Here is an 18,525-nt window from a genome sequence, read left to right as displayed (position 1 = left end):
ACCAAAGTTACAATATTTTTGCCACGCAATATTGCAGCAATTAAAATAAATTTGATATGGAAACGAATGAAAAAAAATTCTCGTCTAAAGATTTTCACCAAACATTTGCAAGGCCAACTTTTGTTATGCCTGAAAAATTAATTCACCGAAATGTAGAAAATGCAGGAGAGCATAATCAGTTTTCAACCGAGAGAAAACATCCTGTATTTTTTGTTGACCTGCCAAGTAAAAATGTTAGCATGACTATCGGAGGTTTATTGCCAGGGCAGTTAACAAACAGACACAGACATACCTACGAGACATTGCTTTATGTGATTGAAGGTGCTGGTTTCACAGAGATTGAAGATCAAAAAGTAGAGTGGAAGGCAGGTGATGCGGTTTATATCCCAGCTTGGACATGGCACAGGCATCAGAATGTAAGCGATGTTGAAAGTGCTAAATATATTGCTACTGAAAATGCACCGCAACTACAAAACCTAGGTGTAGCCTTAAGAGAAGAAGAAGGAAGAGATTTATAAAAAGACAAAAAACAGAAAATGACAGATATAAAGTTTAAAGGTATTATAGCTTATCCAATTACTCCATTTGATAAAAATGAAAAAGTTGATCTCCTGCTTTACAAACAATTATTAGAAAGATTAATTGTGTCAGGATCGCATGCGGTAGCCCCGCTGGGAAGCACAGGGGTTATGCCTTATTTGAATGATGAGGAAAAGGAAGCCATAACAGTTGCCACAGTGGAACAGGTGAATGGTCGGGTTCCTATATTAGTGGGAGTTTCAAACCTTACTACAGAAAGAACTATTTACCATGCGAAATCTGCTGAAAAAGCCGGAGCCGATGCTGTAATGATTATCCCTATGAGTTACTGGAAACTTAGTGATGATGAAATTGTAAAACATTATGATGCAGTTGCCAGGCATATTTCGATCCCAATTATGGCGTACAACAACCCCGCAACAGCAGGAGTGGATATGTCACCGGATCTATTGAAACGTATTCTTGAAATTCCTAACGTAACGATGATAAAGGAAAGTACTGGGGATATTCAAAGAATGCATTATTTAAAAAAAGAATTAGGTGATAATGTTGCATTTTATAATGGCTCGAATCCACTGGCACTTTCTGCATTTGCAGCCGGCGCTACAGGCTGGTGTACAGCGGCGCCCAATTTAATTCCAGAGCTGAATATTGCTTTATATGATGCTGTCCAGAAAAATGATTTTAAGGAGGCGCAAAGACTGTTTTATAAACAGATTAACTTATTGCGATTCATAGTTGAGAAAGGTCTGCCACGAGCGATCAAATCTGGACTTAATCTTCAAGGTGTTGAGGGAGGATTATTAAGAAATCCTCTTCAGCCTCTTACGGACAAGGAAGTAAGCCAGCTTAAAACAATACTTGATTCCATTTAGTAATTAATAGCAATTAATAAAAGGAGCAGCCACAAGCAGGTCGCTCCTTTTATATCTTGTAATTATCAATAGCATCTTTCTCGGACATACTAGTTATCATATTTCACAATTGAATCATATTTATTAGCGAAATATAAAAAACTAAGCCTCATTGATTGTTTATAATGTGTTGAAAATAAGCATTTTGTGTGTTTGGTATTAGAATTGAAAGCTGGAATGTAACCTAACTTATATACCACTAGGGCAATTCGTATTAACTTAATTACTAAACCAATGGAAAATAAAAAACTTACCACTGCTACAGGAACTCCGGTTCCGGACAATCAAAACATCCAAACAGCAGGACCTCGCGGACCTGTTTTATTGCAAGATTTTTGGTTTTTAGAAAAGATGGCACATTTTGATCGCGAGGTTATTCCCGAGCGACGAATGCATGCAAAAGGATCTGGGGCCTATGGAACTTTTACGGTAACTCATGATATATCAAAATATACAAGAGCGGATTTATTTTCAGAAATTGGTAAAAAGACTGATATGTTTGTGCGTTTTTCTACCGTTGCAGGGGAAAGGGGTGCTGCTGACGCTGAGAGAGATATTCGTGGTTTCGCTTTGAAATTTTATACCAATGAAGGGAACTGGGATTTGGTGGGAAATAATACGCCTGTTTTCTTTTTCCGCGATCCAATGAAATTCCCTGATTTAAATCATGCGGTAAAACGTGATCCCAAAACCAATTTGAGAAGTGCTGATAACAATTGGGATTTTTGGACTTTATTGCCCGAGGCATTACACCAGATTACAATTGTGATGAGCGACCGCGGTATTCCAAGATCGTACAGGCAAATGCACGGATTTGGAAGCCATACTTTTAGTTTTATAAACCATCAAAATGAAAGACATTACGTAAAATTTCATTTTGTTACGCAGCAAGGAATTGATAATCTTTCTGATGAAGAAGCCACAAAATTAGTTGGTGGTGACAGAGAAAGCCATCAAAGAGATTTATTTGATGCTATTGAAGAAGGAAACTTTCCAAAATGGAAAATGTTCGTTCAGATTATGACAGAAGTAGAGGCGGAGCATTATCGCTTTCATCCTTTCGATTTAACTAAAGTTTGGTTAAAAGGCGATTTTCCGCTGATTCCCGTTGGAGAATTCGAATTAAATAAAAACCCTGAAAACTATTTCGCCGAAGTAGAGCAGGCCGCTTTTAATCCGGCGCATGTACCTCCTGGAATTAGTTTTTCACCGGATAAAATGCTGCAGGCGCGTTTGTTCTCTTACGGAGATGCGCACCGTTATCGTTTAGGTGTAAATAATTTCCAAATTCCGGTAAACGCTTCAAGATGCCCGTACAATACTTTCCACCGTGATGGTGCCATGCGTGTGGACGGAAATAATGGAAGCCGTAAACACTATGAACCAAACAGTTTTGGCGAATGGCAGCAGCAGCCTGAATTTAAAGAACCGCCACTAAAGCTTCACGGCGATGCCTATGCACATAATTTCAGGGAGGATGATACTGATTATTTCACACAGCCGGGTTTATTATTCCGCTTGCTTACAGAGGAGAAAAAACAATTGTTGTTCAAAAATACTGCCGGCCAAGTAGGAGGAGCCCAGAAATTTATTCAGGTAAGACACATTCAAAATTGCTATAAAGCCGATCCTGCGTACGGGGAAGGCGTAGCAAAGGCCTTGGGAATTGACATTGGTGAAGCGCTGTCATAAGCGAAAGATTAAGTAAAAAAATATTGGAATAAGGTAATTAAAAACCAGAAAATCTGAATTATTGTAGAAACTGGACTACTAAGAAGTTAGTAGTCCTGACTACTTTTGTACTGTACTTCTAAATGCCTGTTATGCTGGTCTTCATCATATTAACTCGTAACACAGTATATTTATCAATTTAAATAGCAGCAATGTCAAAATTTCATCTCAATACTCAGGAATTAGTTCAGGGAAAATTCAAAGCAGAGAAAGTAAATCTAGCATTTGTATTTCAGGTAAATTGTCCGGGCTGCTTTATATATGGAATTCCCATGATGAATGATCTTTACAAATCATATAAAGATAAGTTTGGGTTTATTGGAGTTGCTACTGCTTTTGAAGACTTTGAGTATAATAATGAAGCAAACTTAAAACTACTATTGGATAATGGTACACTAGTGGGGGAAACCAAAAAGTATTACAATACACAATTTGAGCTTTCCAACTATTTAGAGATTCCTATCTTTCCTGTCGGTTTCGATCGAATGACGCCTTGCGCAGAATTGCTTAATTCAAATAAGATTGAGTTAATGTGTAGCGCCATTCCTAATTTTGCAAATTTTTCCCAGATAGAAAAAGAGATTTTAGTGGCAAAAGTAAAATCACATTACGCTCAGCTTCCTGTAATAGCAGAAACATTTACACTCAATCAATTACAGGGTACTCCGTCATTTATTATTTTCGATGAAAATTACGATATCTCGGGAGTATACTTCGGTCATCAAAATGAGGATATTATAAAAACTAAATTAGAACAACTGCTGCGGTAACATAGATTTTTTTGCGATTAATCTATGCTGTAATTTAGAATTACAATCATATAATACTGGAAGAAAATACAAGTCAATAGAGTTTCAATTAATTTAGTTGTCATATATCGATTTTTACAATATTGGATGGCTTTAAACGGACCAATAATCTGATATGACTACTTCATATACAACTATGTAATGAAATCTTTAAATAATCGAAGAATTAAAATACGGCTTTTTGTTTCCGGTATTAACCATTTATTTTATCCTTATGATACTGCTTTAGCCATTTTTCCATTTTCTCAAGCAGCTTTACTTCTTTAGGATCACCAGATGGACCAGAAAGTCCGGTAATGGTCATTTGATAGTTGAATCTTTTATTTTCAAAGAGGCAGGTGAATTTAGGGAACTCGTTGTGGGATACCAGCCATTTGTCATTCTCTGCATTTTTTATTTCAAACTTCTTCATTTTTTCCTAATCTCCAGAACAGATGCAGATACTCAGACAGGACTACTGTTTGCGCTGTTTTTACTGCTGAATTATTAACTGCAAAATTAGAGCATTATTGCCGTTATTGTGTTATATAATTTACAGTGGAGAATTTTTTTCCATGCCTTTAATTATTTTTGAAGTCCAATCGATCAGATTTTCAGCTTTCGCCCAGAAGGTTTAGTATTGCGGGATGCACCATGACGCGACGCGTCCCTTGCGCGTTCATCTTCTTTAAGCTCTTCATTGCCAAGCTGTCCAATTTCGAATTCCTTTCTCACTGGATTATCCTTTTCGGGTTCTAAGGTTTCAAAGGTGTCGCTTTGTGCTTCATCATCCTTTTGAGTATAAATATCTGTTTCAAACCCCTTTGATGGATCATTCTCTATAAGGTCTTTTTCTATGTCCTTCCCGGTTATGTCTTTCGAATCGCTTTGGGATTCCTTATCAAGGTTCTCCGAGTCATAGGGGTTGCTCTTTGGACCTGTGTTTTTTGGGTCTTAGTCTGCGTTTTGAAAATTACGGTCATCCTGATCGTAATTTTTCGTTGTATCTGAATTTTTCATTTTATTTTTTTAATTAAGTTATTGCTGTTGTTTTTTTTAAAGGGGGTGTCACGGGGCAGGTTGGGCGGTATTGCAGTGCTTGTTGGGGTTTGTTCTTTGTTCTTTTTACTTTATGCTTTGTGCTTTGTCTTTGTCTTTGTCTTTGTCTTTGTCTTTGTCTTTGTCTTTGTCTTTGTCTTTGTCTTTGTCAAATTTAAAAAGGATAGTGTTACTTTTTTTTACAGAATAAGGATTTGCATTTATAAAATAGCGAGCAGGTAATCAGGAGGGTAGGATTAATCGGGTAGTAGGGATTGTTGGCGAATCTAATTGGGATGATTAACATCGTGAATTGTATTTAATATTTTTGAGCTTTAGTATTGTTTTTTAGGAGCTTTTTCCCGCTATCCGTTCCAATCTTTTGTGCCGAACCACGGCACAAAAGGATTTTCACTGCTATCGGGGCTAAAAAGTTGAATCCATTTTTTATGTTGGGTTTAGTTTTTCAATAATAATTTCATAAGCCTAATACTATCTTTTTGATGATTTATAATAAAAAAAAGATATATTTGAAATTATTAATGTGTAGCAATTATCACATATAACCATCCCAATTTGCGCGGCTTTGTGCGGTTTTATCACACATATATATAAGTTAGCTGTTATTAAAGAAACTGTAATGAAAAATAAAATTATAATCCAAAGATTAAAAGAGAGTGAAAATCAATTAGAAAAAATTGTAACTGAAAGTTTAAAACTAACAAAGAATAAAACTCAATCCGAATTTTATAAACTTTGGAAAGATCATGACAACAATCAATATATTGAAAATATGTTTAATGATTTGAAAACAAATATTGACACATATTGGTTGAATGATAAGTACAATAAAGACATAACTAAAAGCTTCAATATGCTTTATTTTGAGCATAGTGGACTTTACGGCGGAGAATTTGACACATTTGGCATCGATTTCAATTACAATAAAAGTGAATCACCCGTTTTTGAAACTATGGATGACCGGCTTAATTATTTAGAAAATATTTCTTGTTTACCTGGTTGTGAAATTCCATTACTTTACGATTTGACAAGAGAAATTCAGGGAAAAGAAGATGATTTTGATGATTGGGATGACTTAATGGATATTTATAATTTATTTGAAACTACAGCACTAATCGAATCACACAAAACATTTTCAAGGGCTGAGAACGAAAAGTTATTTAGTAAATTGAATTTTAGAAAGCCTTTTTATTTAGCAGTTGGTGAACACGATGCAGGCGCTCCGAAATTAATATATGTAATTGAATAAAAATATAACAGCTAATAGTTACTACAACGGATTTCGGCATTTGGCTTAACGGAAAGTTGGGTTTGTATTTTGGAATCAGGCAAATCCGAACAATGTGCTTAATTTAGCCGAGAACCCGCTGTAATATACGCACGTTAACAGAAGTGCTCAAACATCTGCGTTAATTTGATAAGTTACTACAACACTGTAATTAATATTAATGATGAAATTATTACAAATAATACTCATATTTTTTTCAATAAGCTGTTATTCCCAAAACGAAGAATCAGAAGCGAGCAAACTAGGTTTTGACAGACTTTCTAAAATTAAACAAACAGATTGTTATATTTCAAAAAAAGGCAACTTGTATGGTTTGACAGATAACGAATTCAAAACTCTTTTTAGTCCACAGTTTATTTATTATGAACTATACTCCGGGGATGATCGCTTTATAAGCTTTAAATCCCCAGATGACAGTTACACGCTTTTTGACATGGCCAAAAAAGAAGTGCTTCAAAAAAATAAAAGTTGGATAATGTTTTATAGACTGGTGTCTAAAGATTTAGATAATAGTTTTTTTATTGTACGTAATAAAGATAGTAATGATCATCTGCTCTATAATGATAAAAATGAAATGGTGAAGAATTTAGGAAATTATGACATATCACTTCAGGGGAAAAATAATTTCGGAACTTTTGTTCTAGGAAATTCTACTGACAAAAATTTTATATTGATAAATGAAAACGGAACAGAAATTTGTTCTTATCCATATGTTTTTCAACCGTATACTGATAAGGACTATTTTTTAGTGAGCAAAAACTTCCCCCAAAATTCTAAGTACGGTATAATAAATCATTTTGGAAAAGTAATTAAAGAATTGAAATTTGACAAAATCTTTTTCAAAGAGAATATTATTGTTTTCAATCTTAAAAATAGTTATTTAATTACTGATTTATTTTTTAATTCAAGACATGAAATTCCCGTTGCGAAGGAAATAGATTTTATTACTAATGAATATATATTAGTAAAAATTTCAGATACGAAATGGAAATTAATCACTGAATACGGAAAAGAAAAATTCCAAATAATTGCAAAAAAAGTAGAATATCATAGTAGAAATTCACTCAAAGTTACTACTGATAAAGAAGATTACTTTATCGATTTTAATGGAGTTAAATTTAATAAATAGCATTCTGCCAACACACGCTAGCCAATTTTAGGATTTAGCAAAATTTAAAGATGGTTTTTATTGGGACCATTTGCTTCGCCCGTTGGTTATTAGCCCGAGTGGCAAATCCGGACAATGGGCGTAATGTAGTTCCAGACTCCTTGTATCGTTAAAACGTTGGGAAAGATGGCAATAAAACCTAAATAATGGAATTTAAAGGAGAAATCAATTTAAGAATTTTACCAATTGAGATTAGCAAACTTACAATATTGTCAAAGGGAGCCGGTACAGACTATGTCTGTCATAAGTATTTTTATACGGATTTTAAAGTGTGCAAACACATTGATTTTCTAAATCGGAAAGTAAGTTATCATTTCTATAATGAAAATAATGAAAGAACGGAACTGAGAACATTTTCATTTGATGAAAATCCTGAAGAATCTACAGAAACAGGCTGCAAGAAGTTTGATTATAATAATGGTAAATTAATAGCTGAAATTTATTTTAGAAATGAAGGGAAAAAGGATATATTAAAGTATGAAGGTAAATTTACTTACGATGAAAAAGGAATAGTCCGCGAAGATTATTATTATCCAAATGAAATTTACTCAATATTTTATAAATTTAGAAGTAGAAATAAAATAGTGACAAAAGTATTTCCTGATAGCGATGAGAATTTTGAATATTATTTTGATGAAAATGATTTTTTAAAAAAAACTATCAATTTTAAAACAGAAAGCTATTGCCAAATTAATGAATATGAATATCAAGATGGCAGATTGCATAGATTGATAACATATCCAAATTTAAAATATAAAAAGAATTTCTTTTCTAAAGAGATAAAGTTATTGCAAAACCCAATGTTCATTCACGAAAGCAAATTTTTCTATGACAAAGACGGACTTTTGATTAAGGAGATTAAAACTGACCTGATAGATAATTATGAAGTTGAAGTTTTACATTACCAATACGAAAAGTAAAATGGGCTTGATGTAGTTCCAAACCCGCTGTAATGTCAGAACGTTAGGGTGATTTTTACCATTACGCGAAGCATTCATATATCTAGCCAATATATTGAGCATTATTATGCGGTTTTTGCTTTAGCATCTAGTAATCTCAAATTTGCATGTATTTAAGACCAACTAGAATTAATTTAATTAAAACTTAAAACTCTCAATAAATACGATGTACGAATATCTTGAAAAAAAATTGCACCATGTCTAACTGGTTTGATAAGGTATATTTCGAATATAAACTGAAAAATTTGAAAAGCTCTATCAAATTCATGAAACAAACCACTTTTGAATTTAATAAGGAGACCCAGGTATTGGAGCTCAGAAAAAGCTCAGAAAATTTTTCTTTTGAGTTTAACAGGGAAAAAGAAATTATAACAGAAGTGTCAGGGGATGACCTATTTGAAATAAAATATAAGAATTTTAAAGAAAAAAAAATACTCTCTAAGCACTATTTCCCAGATAACTCCACTGAATTGTTCGAGTATGACCATCGGACAGGCCTGGCCAATACATACATAAAAATAAAAGAGGGTATAAAGACCCACGAGCAGCTGAGAATAGAACTATTAGAGGATGGTTCAATAATTCATTCAAATGTAAGTATGGAGGTTCATTACGATAGTGATGGACATACAATGCTTGAGAAATACAGAAACAGCGATTTGGAAATTATTTATGATTATTCCGGTTTTGGAAAAAAAGGATATTACACCAAGACACAACGCATAAGAGACCAGATGCAAGTTGTAGAAAAATATGGCAATAAAAACAACTTTTTAACAGAGTATATATTGTATAAAAATAATATCGTTTCCAGTAAAAAAATGTTGTTTTTTGATGAAACCGATAAGCTTGTACAATATCTAACTTTTTTTGATGATGATTCATTTGACAACCATTATTATTTCTATAATGAAAGGGGGCTGTTAATTGAGGATAAAATTTCCCTTCCCAACGGGTACATGGGTACCCATCATTTATTTGAATATGACCAATATGACAATCTCATTAAAACCACAGATACATCTTTTCACTATAAATACGACCAAAAAGGAAACTGGACAGAGAGAACAGAAATTTACAGAGGTGAAATATTCCAAAAAACGACCCGGGAATTTACTTATTATCCGGGAGGGCTTCACCTGGTCTAGCTCTTAGATAAAGGCACCATTATTATTTTGTCAAGAGAATCAGCTTTTCATACCAATTTAATGGGGAGTAAAATAGATTTTTCTTACCGGATCAAAAAGCAATAAGGCTTCATCATACACTAATAATTAAACATAAAATGAACTCTAAAAAAAGAAACCTAATAAATATATTAATTGGTATAATTTTAATCCTTTTTGGCTATTATTTAAATTCTTTGAATGTGCCATTGCTTCACTATATGGGACTTTTAATGATAATTTACGGAAGTTTTGTATCAGTTGTTAAAACCTTAAAAATTACCTTTTTGAATAATGGAAAATTTAAAGCTATACGCAGATTTGAAGAGAATAATAACCTGCTATTGCCTAATTCTATTAAAGAAATTTTAGAATTTAGAATAAAACATAATAAGGAAGTTATTTTTGAGGTTCCTTATTTTGGGAAGTTTAATGTTTTAAATTATAACAGTAAAGACAACAATTTCAATAATCCAAGCTTTTTAAAAGAAGAAATAATCAACTTAATTAACAGGGAGTTTTATCCGGTATTTCGAGTACAAAATATAATCCCTATAGCAAGCAATAATATGTTCGGTGCATTATTTGTTGAAGAAAATAAATCTGAGATAGTTTATATTGATTTAGATAATTCTAATTTTAAACCTTTGATTTTAGATAAAAAAATAGATTTTTATTTAGATGTTAATAAATTATCTTTGCAAAATAATTCTTATCATTACAATGCATTGGAGAAATTAGAAAATATAATTTCAGATAAGGAATTCTTTTATGATGTTCCCGATGGTATTTTTGAAGGCAGGGATTACTTGGAAATTTTTGAGAAAAGTTTCAATTTACTAGATATAAGTATTGATTATTCCATTACAGCTATTGAAGAAAAAGAAGATAAATATATTATTGAGTTAGAAATAGAGAATAAAATTTTTAAAACTTTTTTTCAAAAATATAGCCATTATATCGATAATGAAAGAATTACTATTGTTTTAAATGAAATTTTGGAATTAACAGAAGCTAATGTTCAAAAGAAATTCTATTTACTCTCTTATGAATTTTGCGATTTCGGAATTGTATTGGCTGACCAAAGTACTTATGAAAAATTAAAAGAAAATGGCTGTATTGATTTTGATTTTGAAAATCAAAAGTTAACAGCAGAAGAAATCAAAAGTATCAGGAAGTATTCTGATTTATCTACCGAAATTGACAATATAGAATTTCATATAAAAGTGGTAAAAAAATCCAATAACAAAGATTTTAAAAAAGGAAAGCAATATCACTTTTCCTACCAAACGAAATATTTATTTGATACTGATGGATTAAATTTAATCAAGGAAAAACTCAATATTATAATTGTAAAAATAGAATTGGGATATGAGATTTTCTTTAAAAACTGAAAAATAATATTTAATAATCAGAAGGTTAAAAATCTCTACAACTGAGTTGTTGATTGGCTGATTTTGAAATAGTTTTGGAGTTGGAAGATTTGTTTGGTATGTTCGCTGTCGCTTAGGCAGGAAATCCAAAGATAGATTGCCTGTGAAGCTACTACCTGCAAAATCTAAAAATCGAGTTGAATCTAAAAGAGGGGAGAAAATGGCTGATCCAAACAACACTATAGAATCTAAAAACCAGACATTAGAACTCCATTATGCTGTTTTAGTTGTGGTTGTGCCAGTTGGAAAAAAAAGGACCTGGAAAAGGGCCGAAAAATATGGATCTGTATAATATTATTTTTTAGGTCTAATATTATTTTTCAGGAGCTTTTCCCTCTATTCGTTTCACCCAAGCGCCAGCGAACTGACGAAGCAATCGGAGCTAGGAAGTTGAATCCGTTTTTTAGTGGCTGCCATTTTAATTAAGGCTATTTTCTTCTTCCATTGTTTTTTCTCTCTCTTTCTTTTGGGAAACATAAATTCGATTACTAACCAGCGATACAATTAAGATGAGTATGCCAAAAAATAGAGCTCCATTCCCGTCAATGGATTCCGCATTCATACTGGATCCTAAACGGGTTTTGTAGGATGGGCCGATTGATAAAATATTGTTTAACTTCATATAAGTACCAACTGCAAGAAGCAGCAAACCTATAAAAAAACATAAACCGGAAAATATCTTGGTTGAATACATCGCAATTGATCTAGAACTACTTTTTGATTTTTCCTGGGTAAAGAGCAGGATTCTCGTGACAACCTGGGAATAAATCAATTACACAAATATGTTGAAATGGTTGTTAGCAAATATATTATTGGTGATTTTGATTATAGTTATCAGCAATATCAGTCCAATCATTTTTCCATGTTTTGTAAAAATACAAATCAGCCATATGCCAGTCTTCCTGATCCCAATCCTCTCTTTCATCAACTAGTTCCAAACTTTCATTTTGAATGGATTCTGTTAAAAATAGTAAAAAATCATTAAAACTATCAGCTATTACAGAAATTGGCTCTTCTTCTCCCTGCGGTAAATATATTATTTGTCCTGCTTTTCCATTTACGTTAGGTATGTAATCTATGCATAAAAAATTCCCCGAACCATCGTGGGCAAAAGGTATTCTCTTATCTGAAAATAACAAAGGTGTTATTTTATGCTCCTGGAAAATTTTTTCAGGTCTGTTATCTTGTTCTTCATTATTAAAAGAATCCCAATTTATCTTGACCTGTTCAATATTTGAAAAACCAAATCCCGCCATGGAACAAAGAATATGCTTTTCTCCATTATAATTTTTTAACAATTCAATGTACTCTGCAGGCAAATCCTGTTGTACATATTTTTGAAATTCAGCTATTTCAACATCTTCTAGGCCTTTATTCATTAAGGCTTCGAAAATATCCAGATTGTCTTTAAATGTTGAAATTAGTTTTTTTACAGTCATATTACTTTTTTTGGTATTTGTTTTAAAATGTATCTCCTAAAGTTTGGTTGCATGTCAATGTAGGACTAAGTAAGCCGTAACTTTCGGTTAATGATTAATTTTCCAGGCACAAAACCAACTTCAAATTAAGCCTCAGCCCTCCATATTGCCAAACGGCGCATATACGTTATTTTATTTATTGTAATTTTTCAAATATTTCATTTAATGCATCTTCCATAACTTTGGCTGTATCAGTACCGCTTTGATTCGTAATTATAAATGCACCCAGATTGTATTTTGGAACGATATAAATATAACATTGAGAACGTGGTACTCCACCGTGATGAACGTAAAAGGTTCCCAGTTTTTTATCATCTGTAGCGATATTCCAGAAATAACCAATACTGAACTCCTTGTCAAATTTCACAATTGTATTATGTGACTGGGCAACAATTTTAGTATTTTTCAATTGGAATTTTATATACTTAACCATATCTGGTATTGTCGATTTCATATTACCGGATGCTCCCCAAGGCAATTGTGGCATTGGAGATGTTATTACGCTATTATCACTATGATACCCAACTGCAAGTTTTTTGGCTTCCTGATTGGAAAGAGTAATTTTTGTGTTTTGCATTGCAATGTTTTCAGACAGGCAATCTGTTAAAAGTTTTTCATATTTTGTTTTATACACTTTTTCTAAAATAAAAGCTATAAGCTCGCTGCCTGCGCTTGAATAAGAATATTTGTAGCCAGGAACCGTATCAATTTTTACTTTATGAAGATCTCTGAGAAAATCTTTTTGTCCATAGCTCTTATAAAGTTCACTAATTTTAGCAGGAGTGTTGTGGCTTGTGAAATCCTGAAGTATTGTATTTGCTTCTAATGGCAGCATGTTTGGTAACCCGCTTGTATGCGAAAGCAAGTGTTTTATAAGGATGGGATGGTTCCCGTATTTTAGATTTGGATAATCCTCTTGTAAATATTTTTGGATCTCATCCTCAATATTCAATTCCTTGTCAAGAACTGCCTTTGCAGCAAGTGTTCCGGCAAAGGTTTTGCTTAAGGAACCAATTTCATAAATTGTTTCATTATCAGGGCAATTATTCTTTCCTTGTTCTAATTCTCCATAATGACCAATAAATTCTTTTCCCTGATAAACTATGGCGATTGAAGTTGAATGAATTAAGGGTTTTTTAATCATTCTACCGGCCGCGCTGTCCATTAAAATTTTAATATCAATACTATCAGTTTCCGGGTTCTGTGCCAGAGACAAAACAGATGTTAGTAAGAAAATAAAAAGGACACTGTTTTTCATAGTTTTTAATTTAATATTTAATTTAATATTTAATTTATGCTGGAATTGATTAGATTTCTGAATTCTCCTATTCTGTGTCAAAATAGCGCTAACGTTCTGGTAACACATCGGGTTTGGGACTAAATTAAGTTAGCCTTCAGCGAATATAAGAATAATATTAAATCTTTTTGATTTAGTGCTAATGACAAGGGTTGCTTGCTGTATCATTATACTGCATATTGAGATTCGCCCAATAGCTGTTTTTGATCATTAGGGAATCTCTCTTTTGCAGTAATGAGAAATATAGCCTTTTTCTTTTAATCTGCAAGTCGGCAGAATACTTAAGGCTTGGATTGATCAATAGATTAAAATTTTCGCTGGGAAGGTTTGGTATTGCCGGGCGCACCGCCGTCTGTTTCATCCCTGGTCATTTCGTCTTCTTTAAGCTCTTCATTGCCCAGCTCCCCAATTTCGAATTCCCTGTTAACCGGATTATCCTTTTCGGGCTCTATGGTTTCAAAGGTGTCGCTTTCAGCCTTGTCGCTTTTTTGAGTATCAACGTCAGTTTCAAACCCCTGGGAAGGATCATTCTCTATAAGGTCCTTTTCAATGTCCTTCTCGGTTATGTCTTTGGGGTCGCTTTCGGATTCCTTACGGGGGTTCTCCGAGTCATAAGGGCTGCCCTTTGGACCTGCGTTTTTTGGGTCTTTGTTTTGGTTTTGAGAATTACGGTTTTCCTTGTCGTAATTTTTTGTTGTATCTTTTTCGGTTTGATATTATTTTTTTGGAGCTTTTTCCCGCTATCCGTTCCATTCTTTTGTGCCGAACCCCGGCACAAAAGGATTTCCACTGCTATCGGGGCTAGGGCTGCAGGCCCTATTTTCATTGGAGAAATGTAAAATTGAATTCAATTGTTGTATTTCTAATTTACAGGCGGTGCAAAAAAACAAGTATTTTTTCGTAAAATATTTTCTTGTTTTTTTTAGGTCTAATAAAAAAGGAAACGAAAACAAAAAAAATATACTAATGTATTGATTAAAAGTTTTTTAAGTAAAATAAGTTGCCAATCGTCTTCAATTGGCGCCTGTTGGCTTTTTTGTGACCTACAGAACAAATTTCTATAAATTCTTATCTCTTTTTATTAAAACCGTCTTAATTTATGTGGCAAAAAAGGTATCCACTCCAAACTTTATAGGCCTTAAATAGATGATGTTTCTGATCAGCAGATTAATTTACTTTTGTCGATTTTTTAAAGATAAAAATCAGAAATTAATACATATATTCGCAAAAAAAAATTGTGAATGAAAGTAATATTACACTTATTAATATTAAGTTGTTTTTTAAATGTGTCTCTTCACGCTCAAAATGAAACTAATATTACCTATGGTCTAAAACTCGGAGGAATTTATTCTAAAATCAGTAATTTACCTGAAAGTATTAAAGGCAGGGATAACACTTTTGATAATAGTGTTATGGAAAGCAAAGGTGGCTACGGAATCGAAGGTGGTTTCTTTTTAAACTGCAAACTTTACGATACACGTGTTGCCATTCAACCGGAACTTTTATTTAGACAGTCTTCTCAAGCTGTCAATTATCACGATACTACAGGTAAGGAATTTGAATTAGGATTAAATTATGCCTACCTGCAGATTGGTGCTTTATATAAAGTATATCCCTACGAAGGTTTAAATTTAGGCTTTGGTGCGTTCTACGGCATCAGTTTATCTCCAAACAATATTACTTATGAATCTAACGAGGCAGGTGGAATGTACGACGTTGCCACTAGGCAGTTCTATCAGGATGGTCTTGACGGTGCTGACGATTTCTCGTTATGTTTTGCATTAGGCTACGAATTGCACCAAAGTATTCACTTTGATTTACGCTATTATTTAGGGGTAAAAGATGTGGTAAAAAGTAATGCATCTTCTTTTCAGTTTATCGAAAATCAAAACAAAAGCGGGGTATTTAGTTTTTCTTTAGGCTACAGTTTTCATCAATGGTAATTTCAATAAAAAATATGAAAAAAATTATTCTGCTACTATTATTAGTTAGCACAAAAACATTATTTGCACAAGGTGACAGAGAAATAACATACGGTCTTTTTGGTGGCGGCATTTATTCTAAAATGTCAAATCTTCCCGATGTAATAGTTCCAAAAGGAATTTATGAAGGATATACGTTAAAAGAAGAAGGCAAATTTGGAGGTACGGCAGGTCTGGTAATCAACTGGAAATATCCGTATGCTAAAGTAAGTATTCAGACTGAAATTTCCTATTCAGGTCAGGGAACTGATTTGAATTATGAAGATATAAAAGGTTTAAAATACAAAATGACTTTTGGTTACAGCTATATCAACGTCGGGGCACAGTTTAAATATTATCCGGTTGAAGGATTCTATATAGGCGCGGGACCGTATGTTGGATTTAATATTGCCAGTGATAATATCAAATACACCTCTAATGCACAGGAAATATTTGCTGATTCAGGCACTTATTTTGAGCCGGATGCCAACGTGCAGAAAGTATTGAAAGAGTCCTTGACAGGGAAGAATTATTTCTACGGAATGCTATCAGCAGGATATGAATTTAGTTCGAATTTTTCAATCGGTGCACGTTATACTTTAGGACTTACTGATGCTTTGACAACAGAAGAAAACGGGCATCGCTACAGCGAAAATAAAAACAAAATCAATAGTATTTCATTGATTATTGGGTACTCTTTTAATTTTGATGATCTGGCCAATTTCTAAGAGTAGATTTCATTTTAAAACATAGAGAATTATGTGTAGAAAGATTTTTTTAGCATTGATTTTTATAAATTTATCGGCAAGTAGTCTGGTGTTCTCTCAGCAAAAAGTATTGCCAGGAGCAGTCGAAGATCCTTCTTTTTGGATTAAAACCCGAAACAACGCTGATGCCTATTATTGGGAAAGCCTTACTAATAAGGAAGGAAAAATATCAGCAAAAAAGCATACCGGAGCGACTTTTAATTTTAATCCTAGTATTGTTTTTGATACAGTTCAGGACTCCCTGATCTTACCTTTGGGCACAGAAAGTAAAAGACGTCAGACTTTATTTATGGTCTATAAAGTAAAAGATAGTCTGAAAGAACAATTTTTGTGGACGATCAATGATCCTCAAAAAACACTTTCTGTAGCAACCAATAAAAGATTAGTTGACTTAAAAAGATTTTCGTACCAGTCTTATCAGGAAAAAATAAAGCCCCATAAAGCCAACATTCATTTTTTTCAACAGAATATTACTGATAGTGTTGCAAAGTTATCTTCACTCACTATTGGACAAAAATCTAAATTCGAGAAATTACCTCCTGAAGAGTTTAAGGGAAATATAAGTGAAATTCTGGTTTATAACAGAGTTTTATCTGGCAAAGAAACCCAAAAAGTAGCCAGTTATCTCGGAATTAAATATGGAATTTCGCTTTCGCAATTTGAAAGTAAAAACTACCTCAACAGTCAGGGGGAAACTATTTGGGATATCGACCAGCATAAGAACTTTGATTCCTCCATTACCGGAGTTGGAAGAGATGATACCAGTGGATTACTGCAGTTAAAGAGCAGCAACATGATCGAAGAAGGATTGTTGACGCTGGAACTGAAAAGTAAATCGGGTACAATTCCTAATAACTACTTTGCTTTTTGGAGTGATAACGGAAAAAATCTCTTGGTCAAAAAACAGGAACAAGGAGAACCAATAGGAATTGCGAGAGAGTGGCAATTGGATTTTATAAATCCAGCCGACCTAAGTTTGGATTGGTCGCTGAACCCTAATTTTATAAAAGGAACATTTCCAAAGGATACTTACTACTGGCTTTTAGTTGATTATTCCGGTAAAGGAACTTATGATGAAAAGGATTCAGAATACGTTCGTTTGGCTAGCACTTCAAGTACAGAAAAGTTGGTTTTGAATAATTTTAACTGGGATAAACAAAAATCCGGCAAAGCCAAATTTACTATAAAAGTAGCACCTCTAATGTTTAGCAGAGTCTGGATTACCGAGGCAACTTGTGGGGTAGCCGGATCTGGAGAATTGAATTATACGATAGAAGGCGGCGAAGCGCCTTTTACAGTAACGGTTAAAAAAGAAGGAAGCGAAGCGGTTGTAAAACAATGGAATCAGGCTGCCAAAAGCAGTACAGGATTGCAGCTTTCATCTGGAACTTATGATTATATCGTGAGAGACGGAAAAGGAAATTTATACTCCGAAACCGTTTTTGTGGCTGATAAACAAGGAACATTTCCTAAGTTAAAATCAGATTATCTTTTAACGAACGGAAACGCTTTGGTATTAGACGCCAGTGCCGGTTTACCGGAAGGAAACTATGAATATGAATGGCTTTATGAAGGAGATTTTATAGATAATAATCCTAAAATTATGATTGACCAGGCCGGTACTTATGAGCTTCGATTGTTAAACGGTCAGGTATGCAAAACTTCGACCAAGATTGCTGTTGCCACGGATGGAAAAGAAATTACAGATTCAAGTATTATTATTTTATATCCAAACCCGACGCCTGATGGTCATTTTTCTGTTTCGATGCAATATCCATACAAGACAAATGCAAATATTAGTATTTACTCCCCAACAGGAGCGCTTATAAAACAAAAACAGCTCGTGCAAGTAGAAAATTATTTGTATGATGATGTTATTAATAGTTCAACGGGAATGTATCTGGTATCTGTTAGTTCAGAATTTGGCACAAAAACTTTTAAAGTTATTGTGAAATAATTTAAAAATAAGACGATCC

The 18,525-nt window shown here is 33.4% G+C and carries 17 protein-coding genes; 13 read left to right on the top strand and 4 right to left on the bottom strand.

The genetic code is table 11. The annotated features are described in order from the left end of the window. Positions 1 to 56 precede the first annotated feature (56 nt). The 4 genes from HAV12_RS13275 to HAV12_RS13260 all read left to right on the top strand — a co-directional run bounded on the left by HAV12_RS13275 (position 57) and on the right by HAV12_RS13260 (position 3,955). The gene (locus HAV12_RS13275) at positions 57 to 518 is read left to right on the top strand and encodes a cupin domain-containing protein (protein ID WP_171570079.1); all 462 of its coding nucleotides are present in this window, start codon (positions 57 to 59) and stop codon (positions 516 to 518) included. Between the two features lie 18 nt (positions 519 to 536). Beyond that, positions 537 to 1,415: a dihydrodipicolinate synthase family protein gene (locus tag HAV12_RS13270; RefSeq protein WP_171570078.1), complete on the top strand. Its 879-nt coding sequence runs from the start codon at positions 537 to 539 to the stop codon at positions 1,413 to 1,415. 273 nt (positions 1,416 to 1,688) lie between these two features. After that, complete coding sequence (locus HAV12_RS13265) at positions 1,689 to 3,146, top strand: catalase (protein ID WP_171570077.1); 1,458 nt, start codon at positions 1,689 to 1,691, stop codon at positions 3,144 to 3,146. Between the two features lie 191 nt (positions 3,147 to 3,337). Beyond that, positions 3,338 to 3,955, top strand: a complete 618-nt coding sequence (locus tag HAV12_RS13260) for a hypothetical protein (RefSeq protein WP_171570076.1) — start codon at positions 3,338 to 3,340, stop codon at positions 3,953 to 3,955. Between the two features lie 232 nt (positions 3,956 to 4,187). Here HAV12_RS13260 and HAV12_RS13255 read toward each other — a convergent pair whose 3' ends face one another. Next, a complete protein-coding gene (locus tag HAV12_RS13255; RefSeq protein ID WP_171570075.1) occupies positions 4,188 to 4,406 on the bottom strand; it encodes a hypothetical protein in 219 nt (72 codons plus the stop codon). A gap of 1,245 nt (positions 4,407 to 5,651) precedes the next feature. Here HAV12_RS13255 and HAV12_RS13250 point away from each other — a divergent pair. The 6 genes from HAV12_RS13250 to HAV12_RS22995 all read left to right on the top strand — a co-directional run bounded on the left by HAV12_RS13250 (position 5,652) and on the right by HAV12_RS22995 (position 11,338). Continuing rightward, positions 5,652 to 6,281: a hypothetical protein gene (locus HAV12_RS13250; RefSeq protein WP_171570074.1), complete on the top strand. Its 630-nt coding sequence runs from the start codon at positions 5,652 to 5,654 to the stop codon at positions 6,279 to 6,281. Positions 6,282 to 6,480: 199 nt separating this feature from the next. Further along, positions 6,481 to 7,449 (top strand): hypothetical protein, encoded by a 969-nt coding sequence (locus HAV12_RS13245; protein ID WP_171570073.1) that lies wholly within the window; start codon positions 6,481 to 6,483, stop codon positions 7,447 to 7,449. A gap of 185 nt (positions 7,450 to 7,634) precedes the next feature. Then, positions 7,635 to 8,408 (top strand): hypothetical protein, encoded by a 774-nt coding sequence (locus tag HAV12_RS13240; RefSeq protein WP_171570072.1) that lies wholly within the window; start codon positions 7,635 to 7,637, stop codon positions 8,406 to 8,408. 305 nt (positions 8,409 to 8,713) lie between these two features. Then, positions 8,714 to 9,595, top strand: coding sequence for a hypothetical protein (locus tag HAV12_RS13235; protein ID WP_205423312.1), 882 nt, complete (start codon positions 8,714 to 8,716; stop codon positions 9,593 to 9,595). Positions 9,596 to 9,732: 137 nt separating this feature from the next. Then, on the top strand, positions 9,733 to 11,007 hold the full coding sequence (locus tag HAV12_RS13230) for a hypothetical protein (RefSeq protein ID WP_171570070.1): 1,275 nt from the start codon (positions 9,733 to 9,735) through the stop codon (positions 11,005 to 11,007). Positions 11,008 to 11,206: 199 nt separating this feature from the next. Then, the gene (locus HAV12_RS22995; RefSeq protein ID WP_255539357.1) at positions 11,207 to 11,338 is read left to right on the top strand and encodes a hypothetical protein; all 132 of its coding nucleotides are present in this window, start codon (positions 11,207 to 11,209) and stop codon (positions 11,336 to 11,338) included. Between the two features lie 126 nt (positions 11,339 to 11,464). Here the strand turns inward: HAV12_RS22995 and HAV12_RS13225 are convergent, their stop codons facing one another. The 3 genes from HAV12_RS13225 to HAV12_RS13215 form a co-directional block, all read right to left on the bottom strand. Further along, positions 11,465 to 11,740, bottom strand: coding sequence for a hypothetical protein (locus HAV12_RS13225; protein ID WP_171570068.1), 276 nt, complete (start codon positions 11,738 to 11,740; stop codon positions 11,465 to 11,467). A gap of 115 nt (positions 11,741 to 11,855) precedes the next feature. After that, on the bottom strand, positions 11,856 to 12,485 hold the full coding sequence (locus tag HAV12_RS13220) for an SMI1/KNR4 family protein (protein ID WP_171570067.1): 630 nt from the start codon (positions 12,483 to 12,485) through the stop codon (positions 11,856 to 11,858). Positions 12,486 to 12,660: 175 nt separating this feature from the next. Further along, the gene (locus HAV12_RS13215; RefSeq protein WP_197984799.1) at positions 12,661 to 13,782 is read right to left on the bottom strand and encodes a serine hydrolase; all 1,122 of its coding nucleotides are present in this window, start codon (positions 13,780 to 13,782) and stop codon (positions 12,661 to 12,663) included. A 1,280-nt stretch (positions 13,783 to 15,062) separates the two neighbouring features. Between HAV12_RS13215 and HAV12_RS13210 the strand changes: the two genes are divergently transcribed. From HAV12_RS13210 to HAV12_RS13200, 3 genes are read left to right on the top strand one after another with little or no spacing between them, the layout of a single operon-like run. Then, positions 15,063 to 15,764 (top strand): outer membrane beta-barrel protein, encoded by a 702-nt coding sequence (locus HAV12_RS13210; protein WP_171570066.1) that lies wholly within the window; start codon positions 15,063 to 15,065, stop codon positions 15,762 to 15,764. A 14-nt stretch (positions 15,765 to 15,778) separates the two neighbouring features. Next, complete coding sequence (locus HAV12_RS13205) at positions 15,779 to 16,510, top strand: porin family protein (protein ID WP_171570065.1); 732 nt, start codon at positions 15,779 to 15,781, stop codon at positions 16,508 to 16,510. A 31-nt stretch (positions 16,511 to 16,541) separates the two neighbouring features. Next, complete coding sequence (locus tag HAV12_RS13200; RefSeq protein ID WP_171570064.1) at positions 16,542 to 18,506, top strand: T9SS type A sorting domain-containing protein; 1,965 nt, start codon at positions 16,542 to 16,544, stop codon at positions 18,504 to 18,506. Positions 18,507 to 18,525: the final 19 nt, after the last annotated feature.

The sequence above is a fragment of the Flavobacterium sp. CLA17 genome (assembly GCF_013112255.2).
GTDB classification, from domain to species: domain Bacteria; phylum Bacteroidota; class Bacteroidia; order Flavobacteriales; family Flavobacteriaceae; genus Flavobacterium; species Flavobacterium circumlabens.
This window is presented reverse-complemented; position numbering and strand designations above follow the sequence as displayed.